The organism is Agromyces sp. CCNWLW213 (genome assembly GCF_037199545.1).
Lineage (GTDB): Bacteria > Actinomycetota > Actinomycetes > Actinomycetales > Microbacteriaceae > Agromyces.
In genome coordinates this window covers 74,547-95,371 of record NZ_JBBBDX010000007.1, presented here as the reverse complement: position 1 = coordinate 95,371, position 20,825 = coordinate 74,547, and the positions used below count along the sequence as shown (strand labels likewise).

Annotated in this window: 21 protein-coding genes; 4 read left to right on the top strand and 17 right to left on the bottom strand. The window is 73.6% G+C overall.

Annotation, left to right across the window (positions count from 1 at the left end; translation table 11 throughout):
- Positions 1-19: 19 nt before the first annotated feature.
- The 12 genes from WBQ80_RS13720 to WBQ80_RS13665 all read right to left on the bottom strand — a co-directional run bounded on the left by WBQ80_RS13720 (position 20) and on the right by WBQ80_RS13665 (position 13,729).
- Complete coding sequence (locus tag WBQ80_RS13720) at positions 20-625, bottom strand: histidine phosphatase family protein (protein WP_336573126.1); 606 nt, start codon at positions 623-625, stop codon at positions 20-22.
- Positions 626-653: 28 nt separating this feature from the next.
- The gene (locus WBQ80_RS13715) at positions 654-2,039 is read right to left on the bottom strand and encodes a M16 family metallopeptidase (protein ID WP_336573125.1); all 1,386 of its coding nucleotides are present in this window, start codon (positions 2,037-2,039) and stop codon (positions 654-656) included.
- A 47-nt stretch (positions 2,040-2,086) separates the two neighbouring features.
- Entirely contained in the window at positions 2,087-3,160 is a 1,074-nt protein-coding gene (locus WBQ80_RS13710) for an aldo/keto reductase (RefSeq protein WP_336573124.1), read from the bottom strand.
- 151 nt (positions 3,161-3,311) lie between these two features.
- Entirely contained in the window at positions 3,312-4,796 is a 1,485-nt protein-coding gene (locus WBQ80_RS13705) for a cytochrome b/b6 domain-containing protein (protein ID WP_337282581.1), read from the bottom strand.
- Between the two features lie 309 nt (positions 4,797-5,105).
- Positions 5,106-6,092, bottom strand: coding sequence for an electron transfer flavoprotein subunit alpha/FixB family protein (locus tag WBQ80_RS13700; RefSeq protein WP_336572824.1), 987 nt, complete (start codon positions 6,090-6,092; stop codon positions 5,106-5,108).
- 10 nt (positions 6,093-6,102) lie between these two features.
- Positions 6,103-6,879, bottom strand: a complete 777-nt coding sequence (locus WBQ80_RS13695; protein ID WP_336572825.1) for an electron transfer flavoprotein subunit beta/FixA family protein — start codon at positions 6,877-6,879, stop codon at positions 6,103-6,105.
- A complete protein-coding gene (locus WBQ80_RS13690; protein ID WP_336572826.1) occupies positions 6,876-7,730 on the bottom strand; it encodes an HpcH/HpaI aldolase/citrate lyase family protein in 855 nt (284 codons plus the stop codon). Before WBQ80_RS13690 ends, WBQ80_RS13695 begins: the two co-directional genes overlap by 4 nt.
- Positions 7,727-8,248: a MaoC family dehydratase gene (locus WBQ80_RS13685; protein WP_336572827.1), complete on the bottom strand. Its 522-nt coding sequence runs from the start codon at positions 8,246-8,248 to the stop codon at positions 7,727-7,729. The genes WBQ80_RS13690 and WBQ80_RS13685 overlap by 4 nt, the downstream gene beginning before the upstream one ends.
- A gap of 32 nt (positions 8,249-8,280) precedes the next feature.
- Positions 8,281-9,444, bottom strand: a complete 1,164-nt coding sequence (locus tag WBQ80_RS13680; RefSeq protein ID WP_336572828.1) for an acyl-CoA dehydrogenase family protein — start codon at positions 9,442-9,444, stop codon at positions 8,281-8,283.
- 8 nt (positions 9,445-9,452) lie between these two features.
- Positions 9,453-11,426 carry an ATP-binding protein gene (locus WBQ80_RS13675; RefSeq protein ID WP_336572829.1) on the bottom strand — a complete coding sequence of 658 codons (1,974 nt, stop codon included), beginning with the start codon at positions 11,424-11,426 and terminating at the stop codon, positions 9,453-9,455.
- Between the two features lie 4 nt (positions 11,427-11,430).
- The gene (locus tag WBQ80_RS13670; RefSeq protein WP_336572830.1) at positions 11,431-13,038 is read right to left on the bottom strand and encodes a carboxyl transferase domain-containing protein; all 1,608 of its coding nucleotides are present in this window, start codon (positions 13,036-13,038) and stop codon (positions 11,431-11,433) included.
- A 106-nt stretch (positions 13,039-13,144) separates the two neighbouring features.
- A complete protein-coding gene (locus WBQ80_RS13665; RefSeq protein ID WP_336572831.1) occupies positions 13,145-13,729 on the bottom strand; it encodes a TetR/AcrR family transcriptional regulator in 585 nt (194 codons plus the stop codon).
- A 69-nt stretch (positions 13,730-13,798) separates the two neighbouring features.
- On the opposite strand from WBQ80_RS13665, the gene WBQ80_RS13660 reads away from it, so the two are divergent.
- The 3 genes from WBQ80_RS13660 (at position 13,799) to WBQ80_RS13650 (ending at position 15,693) form a co-directional block, all read left to right on the top strand.
- Positions 13,799-14,530, top strand: coding sequence for an MBL fold metallo-hydrolase (locus WBQ80_RS13660; protein WP_336572832.1), 732 nt, complete (start codon positions 13,799-13,801; stop codon positions 14,528-14,530).
- Between the two features lie 69 nt (positions 14,531-14,599).
- Positions 14,600-15,229, top strand: coding sequence for an SACE_7040 family transcriptional regulator (locus WBQ80_RS13655; protein ID WP_336572833.1), 630 nt, complete (start codon positions 14,600-14,602; stop codon positions 15,227-15,229).
- Complete coding sequence (locus WBQ80_RS13650; RefSeq protein ID WP_336572834.1) at positions 15,208-15,693, top strand: GNAT family N-acetyltransferase; 486 nt, start codon at positions 15,208-15,210, stop codon at positions 15,691-15,693. Before WBQ80_RS13655 ends, WBQ80_RS13650 begins: the two co-directional genes overlap by 22 nt.
- A gap of 28 nt (positions 15,694-15,721) precedes the next feature.
- Here WBQ80_RS13650 and WBQ80_RS13645 read toward each other — a convergent pair whose 3' ends face one another.
- The 5 genes from WBQ80_RS13645 to pdhA form a co-directional block, all read right to left on the bottom strand.
- Positions 15,722-16,054, bottom strand: a complete 333-nt coding sequence (locus WBQ80_RS13645) for a histone-like nucleoid-structuring protein Lsr2 (RefSeq protein WP_336572835.1) — start codon at positions 16,052-16,054, stop codon at positions 15,722-15,724.
- Positions 16,055-16,195: 141 nt separating this feature from the next.
- Positions 16,196-16,504 (bottom strand): 4a-hydroxytetrahydrobiopterin dehydratase, encoded by a 309-nt coding sequence (locus WBQ80_RS13640; protein WP_336572836.1) that lies wholly within the window; start codon positions 16,502-16,504, stop codon positions 16,196-16,198.
- A gap of 110 nt (positions 16,505-16,614) precedes the next feature.
- Positions 16,615-18,054: a dihydrolipoamide acetyltransferase family protein gene (locus WBQ80_RS13635; RefSeq protein WP_336572837.1), complete on the bottom strand. Its 1,440-nt coding sequence runs from the start codon at positions 18,052-18,054 to the stop codon at positions 16,615-16,617.
- Positions 18,051-19,070: an alpha-ketoacid dehydrogenase subunit beta gene (locus WBQ80_RS13630; protein ID WP_336572838.1), complete on the bottom strand. Its 1,020-nt coding sequence runs from the start codon at positions 19,068-19,070 to the stop codon at positions 18,051-18,053. Before WBQ80_RS13630 ends, WBQ80_RS13635 begins: the two co-directional genes overlap by 4 nt.
- The gene (pdhA, locus tag WBQ80_RS13625) at positions 19,067-20,188 is read right to left on the bottom strand and encodes a pyruvate dehydrogenase (acetyl-transferring) E1 component subunit alpha (RefSeq protein WP_336572839.1); all 1,122 of its coding nucleotides are present in this window, start codon (positions 20,186-20,188) and stop codon (positions 19,067-19,069) included. Before pdhA ends, WBQ80_RS13630 begins: the two co-directional genes overlap by 4 nt.
- A 167-nt stretch (positions 20,189-20,355) precedes the next feature.
- On the opposite strand from pdhA, the gene WBQ80_RS13620 reads away from it, so the two are divergent.
- Positions 20,356-20,820, top strand: a complete 465-nt coding sequence (locus WBQ80_RS13620; protein ID WP_336572840.1) for an Lrp/AsnC family transcriptional regulator — start codon at positions 20,356-20,358, stop codon at positions 20,818-20,820.
- The last annotated feature ends 5 nt before the right edge of the window (positions 20,821-20,825 follow it).

Sequence of the window (20,825 nt, the reverse complement as noted above, 5' to 3'; positions counted from 1 at the left end):
GCGAGGCGCCTGCGGGCGCTCAGAGCGCGTACGGGTCGGGCAGGCCCGTGCGCAGCTCGGGGGGCAGGTGGGCGAGGTCGTTGTGCACGACGAGGCTCCACGGGCGGCCGGGCGCGCGCTGGGTGAGCACCGTCAGGCCGCAGTTGGCCTGGTTGATCGTGACCCATCGCCATTCCGGGGCGCCGAGCACCTCGCGCACGAACCAGCCGATCACGAAGTTGTGCGTGATGAGCAGGTCGTGCCGGTCCTCGCGATGCGAGCTGAGGAACTCGGCCCGCGCGTCGGACATCTGGGCCTGTCCGGCCTCGAAGTCGATCTCGGAGTACGACCCGAAGAACGGCGCGTAGGCGGTCGGCGTGTCGGGCCCGGGCCCCGACGGCACGCAGTCGAACAGCAGCGCGGACGGCTCGGGGTCCAGTGCGGGCAGCTTGCCCGCCATGATCTTCGCGGTCTCGGCGGCGCGTTGCAGCGGCGAGTGCCAGGTGTGGTCGAACGGGATGCCGCCGAGCCGCTCGGCGAGCAGCTCCGCCTGCCGGCGCCCGCGGGGCGACAGTGGTCCGTCGGGCATCCCGTGTTCGGCGTCGAGCTGCTCGCCGTGGCGGACGAGGTACAGGTGGTGGGGCACGTCGGGTCCTGGAGGGGTCGGGCGTCGCTCAGGCGACGTCGGGTCGGGCTACGGGCTGGTCGACGACCGACCGGAAGGCGTGCTCGTCGACGGGCCCGACCGCCACGAGCGACATCGGGCGCCCGGCGAGGTCGGCGGCGAGGGCCTGCACGTCCTCGGCCCTGACGAGCGCGACGCGGCGGAGGGCCTCGTCGAGGTCGGCGAACTCGCCGAGCGCCAGTTCGGCTCGGCCGAGACGCGACATCCGGGTGTCGGAGTCCTCGAGGGCGAGGGCGGACGCGCCGCCGAGGTAGCCCACCGCGCGCTCGAGCTCGTCGGAGGTGACGCCGTGGTGGGCGAGCCGCTCGAGCTCGGTGCGCATGAGCGCGGCGACCGTCGCGGCGTTCTTCGGCGCGCAACCGGCGTACATGCCGAAGACTCCCGCGTCCGAGTAGCCGGGTGCGAACGAGTAGACCGAGTACGCCAGCCCACGCCGTTCGCGGATCTGCTGGAACAGCCGCGACGACATGCCGGCGCCGAAGACCGTGTTGAGCACGCTGAGCACGGCGCGCCGCTCGTCGATGGCGACGAGGCCGGGCACGCCGAGCACGAGGTTCACCTGCTCGTTGGGCTTCTCGACGATGGTGAGGGCGCTCGTGCCGATCGGCGTCGCGGGTTCGACGCCCCGCCGCCCGACCGGGGCGCCCTCGTCGTCGAGCGGCCAGCCCGCTGCGCCGAGCGCCGTGCGGAGGTCGTCGACGACGCGGTCGTGGTCGACGGCGCCCGCGACGGTCACCACGAGGTCCTGGGGCCGGTAGTTCGCCCGGTAGTGCTCCCACACGGCGTCGCGCGTCGCGGCGGCGATCGCATCGGGGTCGCCGCCGATGGGCCTCGCGAGCGGATGCCGCCCGAGGACCGCCTCGAAGAAGCGCTCGCTCGCGACATCCGCCGGGTCGTCGCCGGCCATCGCGAGCTCTTCGAGGATGACGCGACGCTCGCTCTCGAACTCGTCGGGGTCGAGCAGCGACGAGGTGAACATGTCGGCGAGCACCTCGACCGCCATCGGCAGGTCGCGATCCTGCACCTTGGCGTAGTAGCAGGTGTACTCCTTGGCGGTGACCGCGTTGTGCTCGCCGCCCACGGCGTCGAAGGCGATGGCGATGTCGAGCGCCGTGCGCGACTGCGTGCCCTTGAACAGCAGGTGCTCGAGGAAGTGCGTCGAGCCGTAGGTCGCCGGATGGCCCGAATCCGAGGGGTGCTCGTCGCGTGAGCCCACGGCGACCCAGAAGCCGATCGTGGCGCTCCGGCTGCCGGGCACGCGTTCGCTGAGCACGCGGATGCCGGAGGGCAGGACCGAGCGGCGGACGAGGGTGTCGCCTGCGGCGCGGAACTCGAGCTCGGGCGTACCGAGGGGGAGGTCGACGGCGCCGTTCACGCCCTCCAGCCTAGGCCACGCACGCCTGCCGGAGGCGTCGGACGCGTTCAGGACGATGCGCGATCGAGCTCGACGAGCTCGGAGCGCGTGAGGACGAGGGAGGCGGCGCGCATGAGCGCGTCCACGTGCTCGGGCCGGTCCACGCCGACGACCGGCGCGGCGACGGCCGGCCGTGAGAGGAGCCACGCGATGGCGACGGCCGCCGGCTCGGCGGCGTGCTCGGCCGCGACCGCGTCGAGCACCCGCAGGACCCGCGACGTGCGCCGACCGAAGTCCCGGCCCCGCCGCTCGGCCCGGGCGAGCCGGCGAAGGTCGCCCGGACGACGCACGCCCCCGCCGAGGACGCCGCCGCCGAGCGCGGCACTCGGCAGCACGCCGAGCCCCTGCGCGCGGGCCACGAGCTCCGGCGCACCCTCGAAGGCGCGACGCTCGACGAGACTGTACCGCGTCGAGAGCACCTGGAACCGCGGCAGGCCGTCGGCGGCGAGCACCCGGGCCTCGATGAGCCGCTCCGGCGAGAACCCGGACGCGCCGATCGCGAGCACCTTGCCCGCGGCGATGAGCGCGTCGACGGCGCCCAGGCTCTCCTCGAGGGGCACGTCGGGGTCCTCGCCGTGGAAGGCGAGCAGGTCGATGCGATCGGTGCCGAGTCGCCGGAGCGAGGCATGCACCGCGTCGGTGATCGCGGGTCCGGCGGGCCCGCTGCGGTCGGGCCCCACGCGGGTCATGAGTCGCACGCGGTCGCGCGTGCCCCGCGAGCTGATCCACTCGCCCACGACGGCCTCGCCCTGCGCCCCGTCGGCGGTGCCGGCCGTGGCGACCAGGTCGCCGCCGAGGGCGGCGAAGCGGTCCAGGATGTCGGCGGCGGCGTCCGGGGATCGGCCGATCGCGGTCGCGCCGAGCCCGAGGGGGTGCACGTCGATCCCCGACTCGCCGAGCGCCACCCGGTACGGCACGGTGATCGGCCCCGAGAAGGTGTTCGTCTCGATCTCGGCCGTCGTCGGAGCCGCCGTGCCCACGGCGTCGGGGACGTCGATCTCGGCCGTCGCGGCGCGCGCGCCGTCGGGGCCCGGCTCGCCCCCGGCTCGCCGTGCTCGGTCGTCTGCGTGCTCCAGCGCCACGCGTCCTCCTCCCCAGGATCGCTTTCGACAGTAGGCGGCGTCCCGCCCGCGTCTGCGACGGATCCGGTGAAGCGTTACCGAAACGTTGGTGAACTCCGCGTTCCACCGCCCCGGGGACGTGTGTCCGCCACCCGCCTCGTCGGGTCGACCCCTATCGGCCGACCTTGCCGAGCAGTCCGGCGATCGGTGCGAGCACGGCGGGTCGGGCCGCGACCCAGGCGGCCGCGATGACGACGACGGAGGCGACGAAGATCCAGAACCCGAGCCAGTCGCCGGCGTCCCGCGCCGCGTACATGTGGTTGAGGTTCCGCAGCGCGCCGGTCAGGAGCACGAGGGTCACGTGCACCACGATGAACGCCACGAAGTACAGCATGACCGGGAAGTGCACGGCGCGCGCCCATTCGACGGGGTACATCCGGTTGAGGGTGGTGGCGTTCCTCGGCCACAACCCCGACATGCGCACGCCGGTCAGCGCGGCGAGCGGCGCGGCGATGAAGATCGTCACGAAGTAGGCGAGCACCTGGAGGCTGTTGTAGTTGACCCAGCCGTTCTCCAGCGGCCAGTCGAGCGAGAGGTACTGCAACCCGGCCGACACCGCATTGGGGATGACCTCCCAGGTCGTCGGCACGACGCGCATCCACTGGCCCGTCGCGAACAGGAGCACGACGAAGACCAGTCCGTTCGCGAACCACAGCACGTCCAGGGACTGGTGGAACCAGAGGGTGAGGCTGATCCTGCCCTGACCGCCCTTCGACCAGCGCGGCGTCCAGTACGCCGGTGGCCGCCGCTCGGTGCGCACCTGCAGGCCCGAGCGGATGATCAGCACGATCAGGAAGACATTGAAGAAGTGCTGCCATCCGAGCCAGGCCGGGAGCCCGACCGGCGCCCCCTCGGGCAGGGGCGTCTCGCCGGGGTAGGTCGCCAGGAAGTCCTGCATGACGTCGAGGCCGAGGAACCACCTCGTCAGCTGCACGACGATGGTCGCGGCCCCGATGATCGCGAGGACGCCGACGACGGAGGCGCCGACCCACTGCTTCCCGGTCAGCGGACCGAGGCGTCCCGGTTCCGACGGCGACGGGGCGCTCGGAGCCGGGGCCGACGCCGTCGCGGCGACCGGCTGCGCCGCCGGCACCGGCTCGGCCGGCACTGCGGGCACTGCAGGCAGTGCGCGCCCGGCGGGCTGGGCGGGCTCGGCGGGCTCGGCGGGCGCCGGCGTCGTCGCAGCGGTTGCGACGGGCGCGGGGGCGGCGGGCGCCGCGGGCGCGGGCTCGTCGGCGTGGACCGTCGCCGCGGTCGCCGACGCGGACGCCGGCTCGGCCGCCGCCGCGGGAGCACCCTCGACCGGAGCGGGCACCGAGGCCGGCGCCGGCGTCCCGGCGATCGGCGCGATCGGAGTCGGCCAGGGCTCTCCCCCGGCGACGCGCGGCAGTCCGCGGCGCAGTGCGATGCCCGTGCCGACCGCGGGGGCGGCAGCGGCCGCCGGCGCACTCGCGGCCTCCGGTCGCGGCGCGGCGGTCGGGGCGGCCGGCTCGAGGATGGGCTCCGCGGCGACCTCGGGCGGCGCCGCTGCGACCGGCGAGGCAGCCGCGGCCCCGCTCGGCACCGCGCCGCCGGGCCACGGCACGCCGCCCCGCACGCGCGGAAGCCCCGTCCGGAGCCGTCGGCCCGAGGCGGCGGCGGCAGGCGCGGGCGCGGCGGCCGGGGCGGTCGGGACGGTCGGAGCCGGGGCGGTGGGGGCCGATGCGGTGGCCGACACCGCAGCGCCGGCCGGCACCGTCGTCGAAGGGGTCGCGACCGGCGCACCGGCGGTCGGCGGAGCAGGCGCGGCCTCCGCAGTCGCTCCGACCGCGACGACGCGGCCGTTCGCCTCGCCGGCGGGCGGCCAGGGGTCACCGCCGCGTCGACGGGGCAGTCCCCTCCGCAGGTTCCCCGCAGCGACCACGGGTCAGCGCTTCCGCTCGGCGAGCGCGCTGATCAACTGCGGGACGATCGTGAACACGTCGCCGACGACGCCGAAGTCGGCGACGTCGAAGATCGGCGCGTCGGGGTCCTTGTTGACGGCGATGATGGTCTTGGCCGTCTGCATGCCGGCGCGGTGCTGGATCGCACCCGAGATCCCGAGGGCGATGTAGAGCTGGGGCGAGACAGACACGCCGGTCTGGCCGACCTGCTGGCTCGCGGGGACGTAGCCGGCGTCGACGGCCGCCCGCGACGCGCCCACGGCGGCGCCCAGGGCGTCGGCGAGCTCCTCCACGAGCGCGAACTTCTCGGCCGAGCCGAGCCCGCGACCGCCCGAGACGACCCGCTTCGCCCCTCGCAACTCGGGTCGACTCGACGTCTCGGTCACGGGCTCCACCGACTCGATCGTCGCCGACGCCGCGCCCGAGGCGGGAACCTCGAGCGACTCGAGTGCGACGGGCCGTGCGTCGGCTCGGGCATCGACGGCGCCCTGCCGCACCGTGACGACGAGCGGCCCGAAGGTCGCCGCGGAGTCGACGTTGTACGCGCCGCCGTACACGGCGTGGTGCGCGAGCACGCCCTCGTCGTCGCGCGAGACGCCGACGGCGTCCACGGCGAGGGCGGCGCCGGTGCGGGCCGCGAACCGGCCGGCGATGTCGCGCCCCTCGATCGAGTTCGAGACCAGCACCGCCTGCGGCGTCACGAGTGCCGCCGCGGCGGCGAGCGCGTCGACCTGCGGGATCGTGAGCTCGGACTGCGTCGAGGCCGTCTCGACGGCGAGCACCCGCTCGGCGCCGAGCGCGGCGGCCTGCTCGGCGAGGGCCTGCGCCCGGCCGGGCGCGGTGACCGCGAGCGCGACCGGCGTGCCGATCCGCGATGCGGCCCCGAGGAGGCCGGCGGCACTCGACGCGAGCTCGCCGGTCGGCGTCGCCTCGAGCAGGACGAGGATGGGGTCGGCGGTCTGGTCGCTCATCATCGTCCTCTCACACCAGCCGGTTCTCGATCAGGAACTCGGCGATCTTCGTGCCGCCGTCGCCCTCGTCGGTGATCTTGACGCCGGCCGTTCGCGGGGGCTTCTCGGCGACCGCGGTCATGATCGACCACGGCACCGAGAGGTCCTCGGGCTCGATCCCCAGGTCGGCGGCGCTCACCGTCTCGAACGGCTTCTTCTTCGCGGCCATGATGCCCTTGAAGTTCGGGAATCGGGCGTCGGGGAGCGCCTCGGTGATCGAGATGACGGCCGGCAGCGGCGCGCGCACGCGCATGGTGCCCCCGTCGACGTCGCGCGTCCCGGAGACCGTGCCGTCGGAGATCTCGACCGAGGCGAGGGCGGTCGCATGGGGCACCCCGAGCAGCTCCGCGAGCATGGCCGGGATCACGCCCCCGCTGCCGTCGGTGGAGAGGTTGCCCGTGATGACGAGGTCGAACCCGGCGCGGCGGATCGCGGCGGCGAGGGTGCGCGCGGTGAGGCCGAGGTCGGCGGCGGCGAGGCCCGGGTCGGCGATGTGCACGGCCGAGGCCGCCCCCATCGCGAGGCCCTTGCGGATCGTCGTCGCGGCGCGCTCGGGGGCCATGGACATGACGACCACCTCGGTGTCGGCGTGCGCGTCGGCATGCGCGAGGGCCACCTCGAGCGCCCGCTCGCCGATCTCGTCGAGCACCGCCTCGCTCGCGGCGCGATCGGCGATCCCCGTCTCGAGGTCGAGCTTGCGCTCCCCCCACGTGTCGGGGACCTCCTTCACGAGCACGATGATCTTCATCGGGCCTCCGTCCCTTCCTCGAACCGTGCTGGGGATGACGCGCGGCGGACGACCGCCTCGGCCTGCCGCAGCAGCGGCGCGTCGACCATCTGCCCGCGGAACGCGAACACGCCGTCGCGTTCGCGCATGGCGGCCTCGGCGAGGAGCGCCCGCGCCCACTCCAGCCGCTCCGGGCTCGGCGCGTACGCCGATCTGACGACCTCGACCTGGCCCGGGTGCACGCACGCCGTGGCCGCGAAGCCGAGCGCCGCTGCGTCCTCGGCCTCCGCCCGGAGCCCGTCCGCGTCGGCGAGGTCGAGGTGCACCGCGTCGATCGCGGCAACGCCGTGCGCCCCCGCCGCGAGCAGCACCTCGGACCTGGCGTGCCGCGCGACATCCCGGTATCGACCGTCCGGGTACCGGCTCGAGCCGCCGCCGAGCGAGGCGACGAGGTCCTCCGCACCCCACATGAGCGCGGACACGATCGGCACCGACGCGAGGTCGGCCGCGGCGAGCACGCCACGGGCGGTCTCGCACAGGGCGATCACGTCGAAGTCCTCGAGGCCGACGAGGTCGGCCGTGCCCTCGCACTTGGCGAGCATGACGGTGCGGTACGAGGTGCGCCGGAGCGCCACGAGGTCGTCGGCGAGATGCGGCGTCGACGCCGGGTTCACGCGCACGACGACCCGCGCGGGATCGAGCGGGTTCGCCACGAGCGACTCGCGCGCCGCCGACTTCGCGACCTCGGAAACGGCGTCCTCCAGGTCGAGGATCACGGCGTCGGCCCGCGCGAGGGCCTTGGCGTAGCGATCGGGCCGGTCGGCCGGGCAGAACAGCAGCGCGGGACCGAAGGGGAACGGGGGGTGCGTCATCCGCTCGCCTCGCCGTCCGTGCGCGACCGCCGTTCGCCCGCCTCGCGCGTCCAGACCAGCATCGTGCGCGACGCCGTCGCGACCACCTCGCCGTCCTGGTTGCGGGCGGTGTGCCCGAGCACCACGATGCCCTCTCCGGGACGCGACGACGACAGCCGCTTCGACTCGACGACGCTCTCGCCGTAGAGGGTGTCGCCCACGAACACCGGAGTGGGGAACGCGACCGCACCGAACCCGAGGTTGGCGACGAGCGTGCCCTGCGTGAGCTGCCCCACCGACTGGCCGACGAGGGTCGACAGCGTGAACAGCGAGTTCACGAGGACGCGGCCGAACGGCTGGCGCGCCGACCACGCCGCGTCGAGGTGGAGCGGCTGGGGGTTCATCGTGAGCGTGGTGAAGAGCACGTTGTCGGCGTCCGTCACCGTCCGGCCCGGACGATGCAGGTAGCGCACGCCCTCCTCGAACTCCTCGAACCAGAGCCCGCGCTGGACGACCTCGCGCATCGCGGCATCCGTCATGACGTTCCCTTCCACTCCGGCGGGCGAGTCGCCTAGCCGGCCAACCCGAGGTCGCGAGCGATGACCATGAGCTGCACCTCGTTCGTCCCCTCGCCGATCTCGAGGATCTTCGAGTCACGGTAGTGCCTGGCCACGGTCGTCTCGTTCATGAAGCCCATCCCGCCGAAGATCTGGGTCGCGTCCCGCGCGTTCAGCATGGCGGCGTCGCTCGAGACGAGCTTGGCGATCGCCGCCTCCTTCTTGAAGGGGAGCCCCGCGTCGGCGCGCCGTGCCGCGTCGTGCCAGGCGAGGCGTGCGGTGTGCACGCGGGCCTGCATCCCGGCGATGGTGAACGCGATGTACTGGTGGCTCGCGATCGGTACGCCGAAGACGTTGCGGGTCTTCGCGTAGGCCACGGCCTCGTCGAGGCAGCCCTGGGCCGCGCCCGTCGCGAGGGCGGCGATCGCGATGCGGCCCTCGTCGAGCGCCTGGAGGAAGTTGGCGAAGCCGCGTCCGCGTTCACCGAGCAGGTTGGCGGCCGGCACCCGGACGTCGTCGAAGGTCAGCGGGTGGGTGTCGGAGGCGCGCCATCCGGACTTGTCGTAGTCGGGCCCCACGGTGAACCCGGGCGTGCCGTTCGGCACGATGATCGTGGAGAGCTCCTTCGAGACGGAGCCGTCGGAGCGGGTCCGCTCCCCGGTCACCGCGGTGACCGTCACGAATCGCGTGATCGGCGTGCCCGAGTTGGTGATGAACTGCTTCGACCCGTTGACGACCCACTCGTCGCCGTCGAGCACCGCGGTCGTCCGGGTGGCGCCGGCGTCGGATCCCGCCTCGGGCTCGGTGAGCCCGAAGCCGGCGAGCGCGCGTCCGGCCACGAGATCGGGGAGGAACTCGGCCTTCTGCTCGTCGGTGCCGTGACGGTAGATCGGCATCGCGCCGAGCCCGACGCCCGCCTCGAGGGTGATCGCGATCGACTGGTCGACGCGGGCGAGCGCCTCGATCGCGAGGCACAGCGCCATGTAGTCGCCGCCCTGCCCTCCGACCTCCTCGGGGAACGGCAGGCCGAAGAGCCCGAGCTCGCCCATCTGGGCGACGACGTCCATCGACAGCTCGTGCGAGCGGTCGGCCTCGTAGGCCTGCGGGGCGACGACGGTGTCGGCGAACTCGCAGACCATGTCGTACAGCTGCTGTTCCTCGTCGGTCAGGTCGTGCATGGTGCTCCTCATTCCTGGTGGGATGCGTCGGGGCCGGCGGCGTCGTGGGCGCCGGACCGGGGTTCGTCGTCGGATGCCGCGTCGCCGGCCGCGCCGCGCTCGGCGGCGTGCTCGATGCGCGCGACGACCTGGTCGCGCGCGACCTGTTCGCCGACGGCCACGCGGATGCGGGCGATGCCGTCCGCAGTGGCCGTCACGCGGTGCTCCATCTTCATGGCTTCGATGGCGAGCACGGCCTGGCCGGCTTCGACCCGGTCGCCGTCGGCGACGAGGATCGTCGTGACGTTCCCGGGCATGGGCGCGCGGAGGTCGGGGTCGGCGCTTCCGCCGCGCTCGAGCAGCGCGAGGCGCGCCTCGAGTGCGACCCGACGATCGGGTCGCGCGAACGCCGCGGCGCGACCGTCGAGGTGCACCCAGACCGTGCCGTCACCGCCGGTCGCCGTGACGGCGCCCTCCGGGAGCCGGTCGGGCCCGCGCACCGTGCCGATGCGCCAGCCGCGCTCGCGGTGCCAGGCGTGCGCGGTGGAGGTCGCCGCACGTGCGTCGCGCTCGCGCGCGGTGCGTGCGACCGCGGCGAGCGGGTCGGCTGCGGCATCCGTCGTCTCGGGTTCGGGGAGCCGGTCGATGAGTCCGGTGTCGAGGTGCCCGGCCCGCACGTCGGGGTGGGCGAGCAGCCGGCGGAGGAACGCGACGTTCGACTCGACCCCGAGGAGGACGGTGCCGGCGAGCGCGGCGTCGAGCCGGTCGAGGGCCTCGGCGCGGTCGGCGCCGAACCCGATCACCTTGGCGATCATCGGGTCGTAGTCCGCGGTCACGTGCTGGCCCTCGCGGATGCCGGCGTCGACGCGGACGCCCTCGCCGGCCGGCGGTCGCCAGGCGAGCACCTCGCCCGTCGAGGGCAGGAAGCCGCGCTCGGGGCTCTCGGCGTACACACGCGCCTCGACGGCGTGCCCGGTGAGCCGCACGTCGGACTGGGCGAGCGCGAGCGGCTCGCCCGCCGCGATCCGGAGCTGCTGCTCGACGAGATCCACGCCCGTGACCAGCTCGGTCACCGGGTGCTCGACCTGCAGGCGCGTGTTCATCTCGATGAAGAAGAACTCGTCGGGCGCGGCATCCGACACGAGGAACTCGACGGTGCCCGCACCGAGGTACTGCACGCTGCGCGCGGCGTCGCAGGCGGCCTGCCCGATGCGCTCGCGGGTCGCGTCGTCGAGCAGCGGGGACGGCGCCTCCTCGACGACCTTCTGGTGGCGGCGCTGCAGCGAGCATTCGCGCTCGCCGAGGTGGAGGACGTGGCCGTGCGCGTCGGCGAGCACCTGCACCTCGATGTGCCGCGGCTGCGCGATGAACCGCTCGAGCAGGAGCGTGTCGTCGCCGAACGCGGCGCGCGCCACGCGACGCGCGGCGGGGAGCGCGTGCTCGAGTTCGGCCTGGTCGCGCGCCACCTGCATGCCCTTGCCGCCGCCGCCCGCCGACGGCTTCACGAGGATCGGGAAGCCGATGAGCGGGGCCGCGTCGAGCAGTTCGTCGTCGGTCGCGTCGGGCTCGCTGACGCCCGGCACGACGGGCACTCCCGACTCGGCGACATGCCGCTTGGCGCGGATCTTGTCGCCCATGACCTCGAGCGCGAGCGCGCCGGGACCGACGAAGACGATGCCCGCCTCGGCGCATGCGCGGCCGAACGCGGCGTTCTCGGAGAGGAAGCCGTAGCCCGGGTGGATCGCCTGCGCGCCCGTGTCGAGCGCCGCGCGCACGATGCGCGCGGGGTCGAGGTAGCTCTCGGATGCCGCGGCGGGGCCGATGCGCACGGCCTCGTCGGCGAGCGCGACGTGGGGCGCACCGGCGTCGGCGTCGGAGTACACGGCGATGGCGTGGATGCCCAGGCGCTTCAGGGTGCGGATGACGCGCACGGCGATCTCGCCGCGGTTGGCGACCAGCACGCGGTCGAACGGGCGGGTGGCGGAGGGGGACGGCTGCGTCATCCGGTCACATCCTGAACAGGCCGAAGCGGGGCTCGGGCAGCGGCGTGCGGCTCGCGAGCTCGAGGGCGAGGGCGAGCACCGTGCGCGTGTCGCCCGGGTCGATGATGCCGTCGTCCCACAGGCGCGACGTCGAGTGGTAGGGGCTGCCCTGCGCCTCGTACTGCGCGCGCACGGGCGCCTTGAAGGCGGCCTCGTCGTCGGCCGACCACTCCTCGCCGCGCACGGCCGACTGGTCGCGCTTGACGGTCGCGAGCACGGATGCCGCCTGCTCGCCGCCCATCACGGAGATGCGCGCGTTGGGCCACATCCAGAGGAAGCGCGGGGAGTAGGCGCGGCCGCACATCGAGTAGTTGCCCGCGCCGAACGACCCGCCGATCACGACGGTGAACTTCGGCACGCGGGTCGTCGCGACCGCGGTCACCATCTTCGCGCCGTGCTTGGCGATGCCGCCGGCCTCGGCGTCCCGGCCGACCATGAAGCCCGAGATGTTCTGCAGGAAGACCAGGGGGATGCCGCGCTGGTCGCACAGCTCGATGAAGTGCGCCCCCTTCATGGCCGACTCGCTGAAGAGGACGCCGTTGTTGGCGACGATGCCGACGGGGTGGCCGTCGATCCACGCGAAGCCCGTCACGAGCGTGTCGCCGTACTCGCGCTTGAACTCGTGGAACTCGCTGCCGTCGACGAGCCGGGCGATCACCTCGCGCACGTCGTAGGGCTGCTGCACGTCGACCGGCACGACCGACGTGAGCGTGCCGGGGTCGACCGCCGGTTCGCGCGGCTCGCGCACGGCCCACGCGCGGTCGGCGGGCTCGGGCAGCGTGCCGACGATGTCGCGCACGAGCTCGAGGGCGTGCTCGTCGTCCTCGGCGAGGTGGTCGGTCACGCCGGAGTGGCGGGAGTGCAGCTCGCCGCCGCCGAGTTCCTCGGGCGTCACGACCTCGCCGATGGCCGCCTTCACGAGCGGCGGTCCGCCGAGGAAGATCGTGCCCTGGTTGCGCACGATCACGGTCTCGTCGCTCATCGCGGGCACGTAGGCGCCGCCGGCCGTGCACGACCCCATGACGGCCGCGATCTGCGGGATTCGCCGCGCCGACAGGTTGGCCTGGTTGTAGAAGATGCGGCCGAAGTGGTCGCGGTCGGGGAACACCTCGTCCTGCTTGGGCAGGAAGGCGCCGCCGGAGTCGACCAGGTACACGCACGGAAGCGCGTTCTCGAGCGCGACCTCCTGCGCTCGAAGGTGCTTCTTGACCGTCATGGGGTAGTAGGTGCCGCCCTTGACGGTGGCGTCGTTGCAGACGACCATGACGGGCCGCCCGTGGACGAGCCCGACGCCGGCGATGACGCCAGCGGCGGGCGTGTCGTCGTCGTAGAGGTCCTCGGCGGCGAGGGGTGCGAGCTCGAGGAACGCGCTGCCCTCGTCGAGCAGCCGCTCGACCCGGTCGCGGGGCAGCAGCTTGCCGCGGGCGACGTGGCGGTCGCGGGATGCCTCGGGCCCGCCGAGCGCGGCCCTCGCGAGCTTGGCGCGCAACTCGTCGGCGAGCACCGCGTGCGCGTCGGCATTGGCGCGGGCGACGTCGGATGCCGCGTCGATCGCGCTCGTGAGGATGTGCATCCGCTCCTGCTCCGCCTCTCCGTCGTGGCGTGGACCGAGCGCTTCGGTGAACGCTCGCTAACCGGGATTCATGTTAGCGACCATTCACCGAGATCCGCAACACGACTCACGAGCCCGAGCGCCCGCGCTCCTCCCTGAGACCCGCCACGACGTGCTCGAGGCCGAACTCCCAGGCCCGCTCGACGTCGCCGCCGAGCCGGAAGGCGCCGGCGAGCTCCATGCTCGTGAAGCCGTGCATCCAGGCGGTGAGCGTGCGCGCCGCCTCGAGGGCGCGCTCGTCGCCGACGAGCCGGCGGGCGATGTCGAGCACCGCGCCGCTGCTCCGATCCAACGCGGGGCGGCCGGCGCGCTGCGCCTCCGGGAGCGGCCCGAAGACGAGCGCGTAGCCGTTCGGCCGCTCGTGGGCGAAGCGACGGGCCGCGGCGGCCAGCGCGCGGGCGGCCGAGGTCGCATCCTCCCCCGCGTCCTCGACTGCGGCGCCGACGTGCTCCGCGAGGTCGCGCGCGACGTCCTCCGCGACGACGCGGACGAGGTCGTCGCGGTCGCGGACGTGCTTGTACAGCGATGGCGCCCGGACGCCGAGCGAGGACGCGACCGCCTGCATGGTCAGTCCGTCGCGTCCGTCGCGCTCGAGCACCTCGCGGGCGGCGGCGCGCAGCGATTCCGGCGTGATCCTGGTGGGGGTGGGCACTGGTCCTCCTCGCGGTCGTCGACCTATGGCTATTGACAGTAGCCATCATAGCTACGTAGCATAGCCGACATGGAACTCACCACCGGACTCCGGCGCGTCGGCAACGAGATCGTCGCGGCCTATCTCTTCATCGACGACCGCGGGGTCACCGTCGTCGACGCGGGACTCCGCGGGCACTACCGGGACCTGCTCGCCGAGCTCGACGCCGCCGGACGGTCGCTCGACGACGTGCGCGCCGTGATCCTCACGCACGGGGACACCGACCACATCGGGTTCGCCGAGCGGCTCCGCCGCGAGCGCGGTGTCCCCGTCTACGTCCACGAGGCCGACGCGGCCCGCGCTCGGGGCGAGGCGAAGCCCGCTGCCACCTCGCTCGGGCGGGGTGTGCGCCTCGGGGCGCTCGCCCGGTTCTTCGGGTATGCGCTCCGCAAGGGCGGCGCGAAGACGGAGTACCTGACGCAACTCCGCACGGTCTCCGACGGCGATCGACTCGACCTGCCCGGCTCCCCCGCGGTGATCGGCCTGCCGGGGCACTCGCCCGGCAGCATCGCCGTCCACTCCCCCGGACTCGACGCGGTGTGCGTCGGTGATGCGCTCACGACGCGGCACGTGCTCACGGGTCGCCGCGGGCCGGCGCCGGCGCCGTTCACCGACGAGCCCGACGAGGCGCTCGACTCCCTGGCGCGTCTCGCCGCAACCGGGGCGACCTGGGTGCTGCCCGGTCACGGCACGCCGTGGAACGGCGGTGCGGCCGAGGCCGTGCGACTCGTGCGGGAGGCCGCTGCGGCATCCGCTCGCTGAGGTCGCACGCGCGCGGCACCCGCCGGGGCGGTGCGCGGCCGGTTGCCGCTCGCTCGCCGGTCGGTTAGTGTGCATTCACCGAATTCCCCCCGGAGGTGCACCCTGAGCGACACGCTCACCGACCGCGGCCGCGCCAAGGCCGACCGTCGCGTCGCGCTCCTCGAGGCCGCCGCGCGGCTGTTCGCCGACCGCGGGTACGCGGGCGTCACGCTCGAGGAACTGGGCCAGGCGGCGGGGGTCTCCGGACCGGCGGTCTACCGGCACTTCCCGGGCAAGGCGGCGGTGCTCGCCGCGATCCTCGCGGACGCCAGCCGCGGACTGCTCGACGGCGGGCGCCGCACCATCGCCGCGGCCGACGACCCGGCGCGCGCGCTGCGCGACCTCATCCGCTTCCACGTCGAGTTCGCGCTCGCGAACGCCGACGTGATCCGCGTGCAGGACCGCGACCTCGGCAGCCTCGAGGAGGCCGACGCCCACGAGGTCCGCCGCCTGCAGCGCGAGTACGTCGAACTGTGGGTGGGCGTGCTCGCCCGCCTGAGGCCCGATCGGGCCGAATCGGAGTTGCGGATCCGGGCTCACGCGGCCTTCGGGCTCATCAACTCCACCCCCCACAGCGCCCGCACCCATGGGCGCCGACCCGCGGACAAGGTGGTCCGCAGCATCCTGGAGGACATGGCATGGTCGAGCCTCACGTCGTGACCCTGCGCGCGACCCGCGCCGGCGACCGCGACGAGCTGTTCCGCATCCAACTCGACCCCGAGGCGAACCGCATGGCGGCGTTCACGGCGACCGATCCCACGGACCGCGCGGCGTACGATGCGCACGTCGCCCGGTTCTCGGCCCGCGACGACTACGACGCGCGGACCGTGCGCTGCGACGGCCGCGTCGTCGGCAGCGTCGCGCGCTGGATCGACGCCGAGACGGGCATGCCCGAGATCACGTACTGGATCGACCGCGAGCACTGGGGTCGGGGCATCGCGACGCGCGCGCTGCGCCTGTTCCTCGACACGCAGCCCCGACCCGTGCGCGCGCGGGCCGCGGCCGACAACGCGGCATCCGTCGCCGTGCTCCGCAAGCTCGGCTTCGTCGAGGTCGGTCGCGACCGCGACTGGGCCAACGCCCGCGGCGAGGAGATCGAGGAGATCGAGTTCGTCCTCCGGTGACCGGATGCCGCGTGGCGCGGCGTCGTCGTCAGCGGTCGCGGTAGAGCTCGAGGAGCGGGGCGGGGATGCGACCGCGGTCGGAGACCTGGTGGCCGTTGGCCCGCAGCCACTCGCGGGCGTCCTTCGTGTCGGCGCCGCCGCCGCCGCCGCCGGCGCGTCGGCGCGCGCCGCCGCTCGAGCGGTTCGACGAGGTGCGTCGTGCGGCGTCGATGAACGGCGCGAGCGCCGCCTCGAACTTCCCGGCATTCGCCGAGGAGAGGTCGATCGCATAGCCCTCGCCGTCGATGCTGAATGCGATGGTGCGGTCGGCTTCGGATCCGTCGAGGTCGTCGATGAGGGTCTCGACAATTCGCTTGGCCATGCTGCACGCCCTTTCTGCGGGATTCCCCGCTGAATTCGACAGTGGGACTGCTGTCGAATACGAAGCATATTCCGCCGCGAATTCCGACGGCGAATCCCGATGCGAATGTGGAGAATTCCGTACGGTCGGCGACGGAGGAATTCAGGCGCTCCGCGCCCCCTGCTCGCGTGCGATCTCCGCGATCCGCCTCGCGAGCGCCACGTCCCGGAGCGTGACGCTCCCGACGTCGTGCGACACGAGGTCGAATTCGATGCGTCCCCACCCGAGTGCGACATCCGGATGGTGATTCGCGGCATCGGCCTCGGTCGCCACCGCGTCGAGCAGTCGCACCGCACTCGAGAAATCCGTGGTGCGGAATTCGGCGGTCAGTCGCTCGCCGTCGTGTCGGAATCCCGTCCCGGCGATCTCGGCCGCGACGTCCTCGCGCGACAACGGCGTCCGCTCGTCCATGACCCCATCCTGCCCGTCCGGATTCCCGCGCGCACCACCCCGCCGGACGCGGATCGCCGGAATCCCGATGGCATTCCGGCGATCCGCGCCCGCGCGAGCGGACCCGCGGGTCAGGACATCGTCAGCGCGAGGCCCGGCTCCCGCAGGATGCGGCCCACGTCGGCGAGGAAGCGCGAGCCCTGCTCGCCGTCGACCAGGCGGTGGTCGAACGAGAGCGACAGCGTCATGACCTCGCGCAGCGCGATCTCGCCGCGATGCTCCCACGGCATGCGGCGGACCGCGCCCATCGCGAGGATCGCCGCCTCACCCGGGTTCAGGATCGGCGTCCCCGCGTCGATGCCGAACACGCCGATGTTCGTGATCGAGATCGTGCCGCCCGACAGGTCGGCGGGCGGCGTCCTGCCCGCGCGGGCGGTCTCGGCGAGCGCGGCGATCGCGTCGGCGAGCTCGATGAGCGTCATCCGCTCGGCGCCCTTGACGTTGGGCACCACGAGGCCGCGCTCGGTGGCCGCGGCGATGCCGAGGTTCACGTGGCCGAAGCGGACGATCTCCTGCGCCTCGTCGTCCCAGCGCGAGTTGACCTCGGGCGTGCGTCCCGCCGCGATGCAGAGGGCCTTCGCGACGACGGTGAGCGGCGTGACCTTGTGCCCGGCGTAGGCGCGATCCGCGCGGATGCCGGCGAGCAGCTCCATGGTCGCGGTCACGTCGACCGTGAGGAACTCGGTGACGTGCGGCGCCGTGAAGGCGCTGCGCACCATCGCGGCGGCGGTGTGCTTGCGCACGCCCCTGATCGGGATCCGCGTCTCGGACGGGGCGATCGCCGCCGGTGGCATGGTCGCCCGCGCGGTCGCGCCCGCGGTCGACGCGCGCGCGGGCGCGCCCACCGGGGTCCCGGATGCCGCGGCCTCGACGTCGGCGCGCGTGATGAGCCCGCGCTCGCCCGTCCCGACGACCTGCTCGAGGTCGATCCCGAGGTCGCGTGCGAGCTTGCGGACCGGCGGCGTCGAGCGGGGGCGCTCGGGACGCTCGTCGGCGTCGGGCAGGCCGTTCGCTCCGGCGTGCGCGGCGGTGTCGGGCTCGATGCGGTCGTGCTCGGGCGGAGCGGGGACGAGGTCGTCGCTCAGCGCGGCGGCCGCGCCGAGGCGTCGCGCGCGACGCTTGGGACCGCGCTCGGCGCCGGCGCCGTACCCCACGAGCGTCGGCTCGCGGACCTCGGCCGGCTCGGCCGGCGCCGCGGCCGGCACCGCCTGATCGGCAGCGGAGGCCGGCGCGGCGACGTCCGCGGTCGCCGTGCCATCCGGGGCACCGCCGACCGTGTCGCACGAGAACAGCTTCTCGCCCACGTTGACCGTCTCGCCCTCGGCCGCATGCAGCGCTGTGACGGTGCCCTCGAACGGCGAGGGCAGCTCGACGACGGCCTTGGCCGTCTCGACGTCGGCGATGATCTGGTTCAGCTCGACGTGGTCGCCGACCTTCACGCGCCAGGCGACGATCTCCGACTCGGTGAGTCCCTCGCCGAGGTCGGGAAGTGCGAAGTCGCGGATGCTCACGCCTCCACCCCCGACATGTCGGACAGGGAGTTGGGCCGGCCCATCGCCCGGTCGACGCCGTCGAGGATGCGGTCGAGATCGGGCAGGTGGTGCTGCTCGAGCTTCGCGGGCGGGTACGGGATGTCGTGCCCGGTGACCCGCACGGGCGCCGCCTCGAGGTACTCGAAGCAGCGCTCGGTCATGGACGCGGCGATCTCGGCGCCGACGCCGCCCTGCTCGCCGGCCTCGTGAGCGACGACGAGCCGGCCGGTGCGGCGGACGGAGGCCTCGATGGTGGAGTAGTCGACGGGCGCGAGCGAGCGGAGGTCGACGACCTCGATCGACACGCCCTCCTCGGCGGCGGCGGTCGCGGCGTCCCTCGCCGTCTGCACGAGCGCGCCGTACGTGACCAGCGTGACGTCGCGACCGGAGGCCACGACCGTGGCCACGCCCATGGGGCGCGCGTCGGCGAGGTTGGCGTCGAGGTCGACCTCGCCCTTGACGTGGTAGCGCCGTTTCGGCTCGAGGAAGACCACCGGGTCGTCGCTCGCGATCGCCTGGCGGATCATCACGTACGCGTCGGCGGGGTTCGAGCACGCGACGACCCGCAGGCCCGCGGTGTGCGTGAAGTACGCCTCGGGCGACTCGGAGTGGTGCTCGGCCGCTCCGATGCCGCCGCCGAACGGGATGCGGATCACCATGGGCATCTTCACGTTGCCGCGCGAGCGGTAGTGCAGCTTCGCGACCTGCGCGACGATCTGGTCGAACCCGGGGTAGACGAATCCGTCGAACTGGATCTCGACGACCGGGCGGAAGCCGCGGTACGCGAGTCCGACGGCCGTGCCGAGGATGCCCGCCTCGGAGAGCGGCGTGTCGACCACGCGCTCGGCGCCGAACTCCGCCTTCAGCCCGTCGGTGATGCGGAAGACGCCGCCGAGCGTGCCGATGTCCTCGCCCATGAGCACGACCGTGTCGTCGTCGGCGAGTGAACGGCGGAGGCCCTCGTTGATCGCCTTGCCGAGGGTCAGTGCGGTCATCGGGCGCCCTCCTCGTCGAACATCGCGAGGTAGCGCGCGTAGCGCGTCCTCTGCCGCTCGAGGTGGCTGTTCGGCTCGGCGTAGACGTGGTCGAACACGCTCATGGGCTCGGGGTCGGGGATGTTCGTGATCGCCGCGCGCAGGTCGGCCGCGGCCCGGTCGGCGGCGGCCTTCGCGTCGGCGTCGACGGCCGCCATGTCGGCGCCGGATGCGGCGAGCAGGGCGTGCAGGCGCGCGATGGGGTCGCGCTCGCGCCAGGCCGCGAGGTCGTCGTCGGTGCGGTAGCGCTTCGGGTCGTCGGCGGTGGTGTGCGGGCCCATGCGGTAGGTGACGGCCTCGATGAACGCCGGCCCCTCGCCGCGGCGGGCGCGATCGAGCGCCCAGCGCGTCACGGCGAGCACGGCGAGCACGTCGTTGCCGTCGACGCGGATGCCGGGCATGCCGAAGCCGTCGGCACGGCGCGCGAGCGGCTGCTTGGACTGCAGTCCCACCGGCTCGGAGATGGCCCAGCCGTTGTTCTGGCAGAAGAAGACCACGGGGGCGTCGAAGCTCGACGCGAAGACGAACGCCTCGTTGACGTCGCCCTCGCTCGTCGCACCGTCGCCGAAGTAGCTGATCGCGACGTGCTCGTCGCCCTGCCACTTGGCGCCCATGGCCCAGCCGACGGCGTGGAGCGACTGCGCGCCGATGATGATCTGCGGCACCGCCATGCGCTTCTCGTAGGGGTTCCAGCCGGATGACGCGGTGCCGCGCCAGACGCTCAGGAGCTCGACCGGCTGCACGCCGCGGAGCCACGCGACCGCGTGCTCGCGATAGCTCGAGAACACGAAGTCCTCGTCGTCGAGGGCGCGCGCGGATCCGATCTGGGCGGCCTCCTGGCCGGCCAGCGGCGGCCACAGGCCGAGCTCGCCCTGGCGCTGCAGCGCCGTGGCCTCGGTGTCGAGGCGGCGCACCACGACCATGTCGCGGTGGAGGTCGGCCAGCGCGTCGGTGTCGACGTCGGCGACCCACGGGTCGAAGTCGGGGTTCGCGTGTCGCGTGCCCGCCGGGTCGAGGAGCTGCACGAGGTCGCCGGGACGGGTCAGCAGCCCGGTGGCCTCTCGGTCGGAAGGGGTCATCGTCGAACCTCCGTGTCGGCTCGGCCGCCTTGTGGGCAGCGTCGCACCCGGCGCCGATGCCGGATACCCGCAGCGTACGACGATCTTGCAATCGGCTCAAGCAAGCACGGACGCGTTGCGCAGATTGCATGGTGCACGCCGGGGGCGGGGTGCTAACGTGTGGCGCTATGAACGGGTACGACGCGGTCGACCGCGCGCTGCTCAAGGCGCTCGCCGACGACCCGCGCGCGACCGCGGTGGCCCTCGCGGACCGGCTCAAGATGAGCCGCAACACGGTGCAGGCACGCATGGCGCGGCTCGAGGCATCCGGCGCGTTCCTGTCGTTCGAGCGGAGCATCGACCCGGCGCCGCTCGGGTATCCGCTCGAGGCGTTCGTCTCGGTGCACGCCAGGCAGAAGGTCCTCTCCGACGTGGTGCGCGAGCTCGCGCGCATCCCGGAGGTGATCCAGGCGCACGGGCTGTCGGGGCAGGTCGACCTGCTCGTCCGCGTCGTCTGCCGCGATGCGCACGACCTCTTCCGCATCGACGAGGAGATCCTCGCGATCGAGGGCGTCGAGCGCACCGAGACCTCGCTCGCGATGGGCGAGCTCATCCCGTACCGGCTCGCGCCGCTGCTCGGCCGTCCGGGGTGATGCGC

Excerpts from the sequence above, each read along its gene's own strand:
- pdhA (WP_336572839.1), bottom strand. The coding sequence starts at position 20,188 with ATGACCCCTTCCGACCGAGAGGCCACCGGGCTGCTGACCCGTCCCGGC.
- WBQ80_RS13650 (WP_336572834.1), top strand. The coding sequence starts at position 15,208 with ATGGTCGAGCCTCACGTCGTGACCCTGCGCGCGACCCGCGCCGGCGAC.
- WBQ80_RS13675 (WP_336572829.1), bottom strand. The coding sequence starts at position 11,426 with ATGACGCAGCCGTCCCCCTCCGCCACCCGCCCGTTCGACCGCGTGCTG.
- WBQ80_RS13700 (WP_336572824.1), bottom strand. The coding sequence starts at position 6,092 with ATGAGCGACCAGACCGCCGACCCCATCCTCGTCCTGCTCGAGGCGACG.
- WBQ80_RS13630 (WP_336572838.1), bottom strand. The coding sequence starts at position 19,070 with ATGACCGCACTGACCCTCGGCAAGGCGATCAACGAGGGCCTCCGCCGT.
- WBQ80_RS13620 (WP_336572840.1), top strand. The coding sequence starts at position 20,356 with ATGAACGGGTACGACGCGGTCGACCGCGCGCTGCTCAAGGCGCTCGCC.
- WBQ80_RS13640 (WP_336572836.1), bottom strand. The coding sequence starts at position 16,504 with ATGGACGAGCGGACGCCGTTGTCGCGCGAGGACGTCGCGGCCGAGATC.
- WBQ80_RS13660 (WP_336572832.1), top strand. The coding sequence starts at position 13,799 with ATGGAACTCACCACCGGACTCCGGCGCGTCGGCAACGAGATCGTCGCG.
- WBQ80_RS13670 (WP_336572830.1), bottom strand. The coding sequence starts at position 13,038 with ATGCACATCCTCACGAGCGCGATCGACGCGGCATCCGACGTCGCCCGC.
- WBQ80_RS13685 (WP_336572827.1), bottom strand. The coding sequence starts at position 8,248 with ATGACGGATGCCGCGATGCGCGAGGTCGTCCAGCGCGGGCTCTGGTTC.
- WBQ80_RS13680 (WP_336572828.1), bottom strand. The coding sequence starts at position 9,444 with ATGCACGACCTGACCGACGAGGAACAGCAGCTGTACGACATGGTCTGC.
- WBQ80_RS13690 (WP_336572826.1), bottom strand. The coding sequence starts at position 7,730 with ATGACGCACCCCCCGTTCCCCTTCGGTCCCGCGCTGCTGTTCTGCCCG.
- WBQ80_RS13695 (WP_336572825.1), bottom strand. The coding sequence starts at position 6,879 with ATGAAGATCATCGTGCTCGTGAAGGAGGTCCCCGACACGTGGGGGGAG.
- WBQ80_RS13645 (WP_336572835.1), bottom strand. The coding sequence starts at position 16,054 with ATGGCCAAGCGAATTGTCGAGACCCTCATCGACGACCTCGACGGATCC.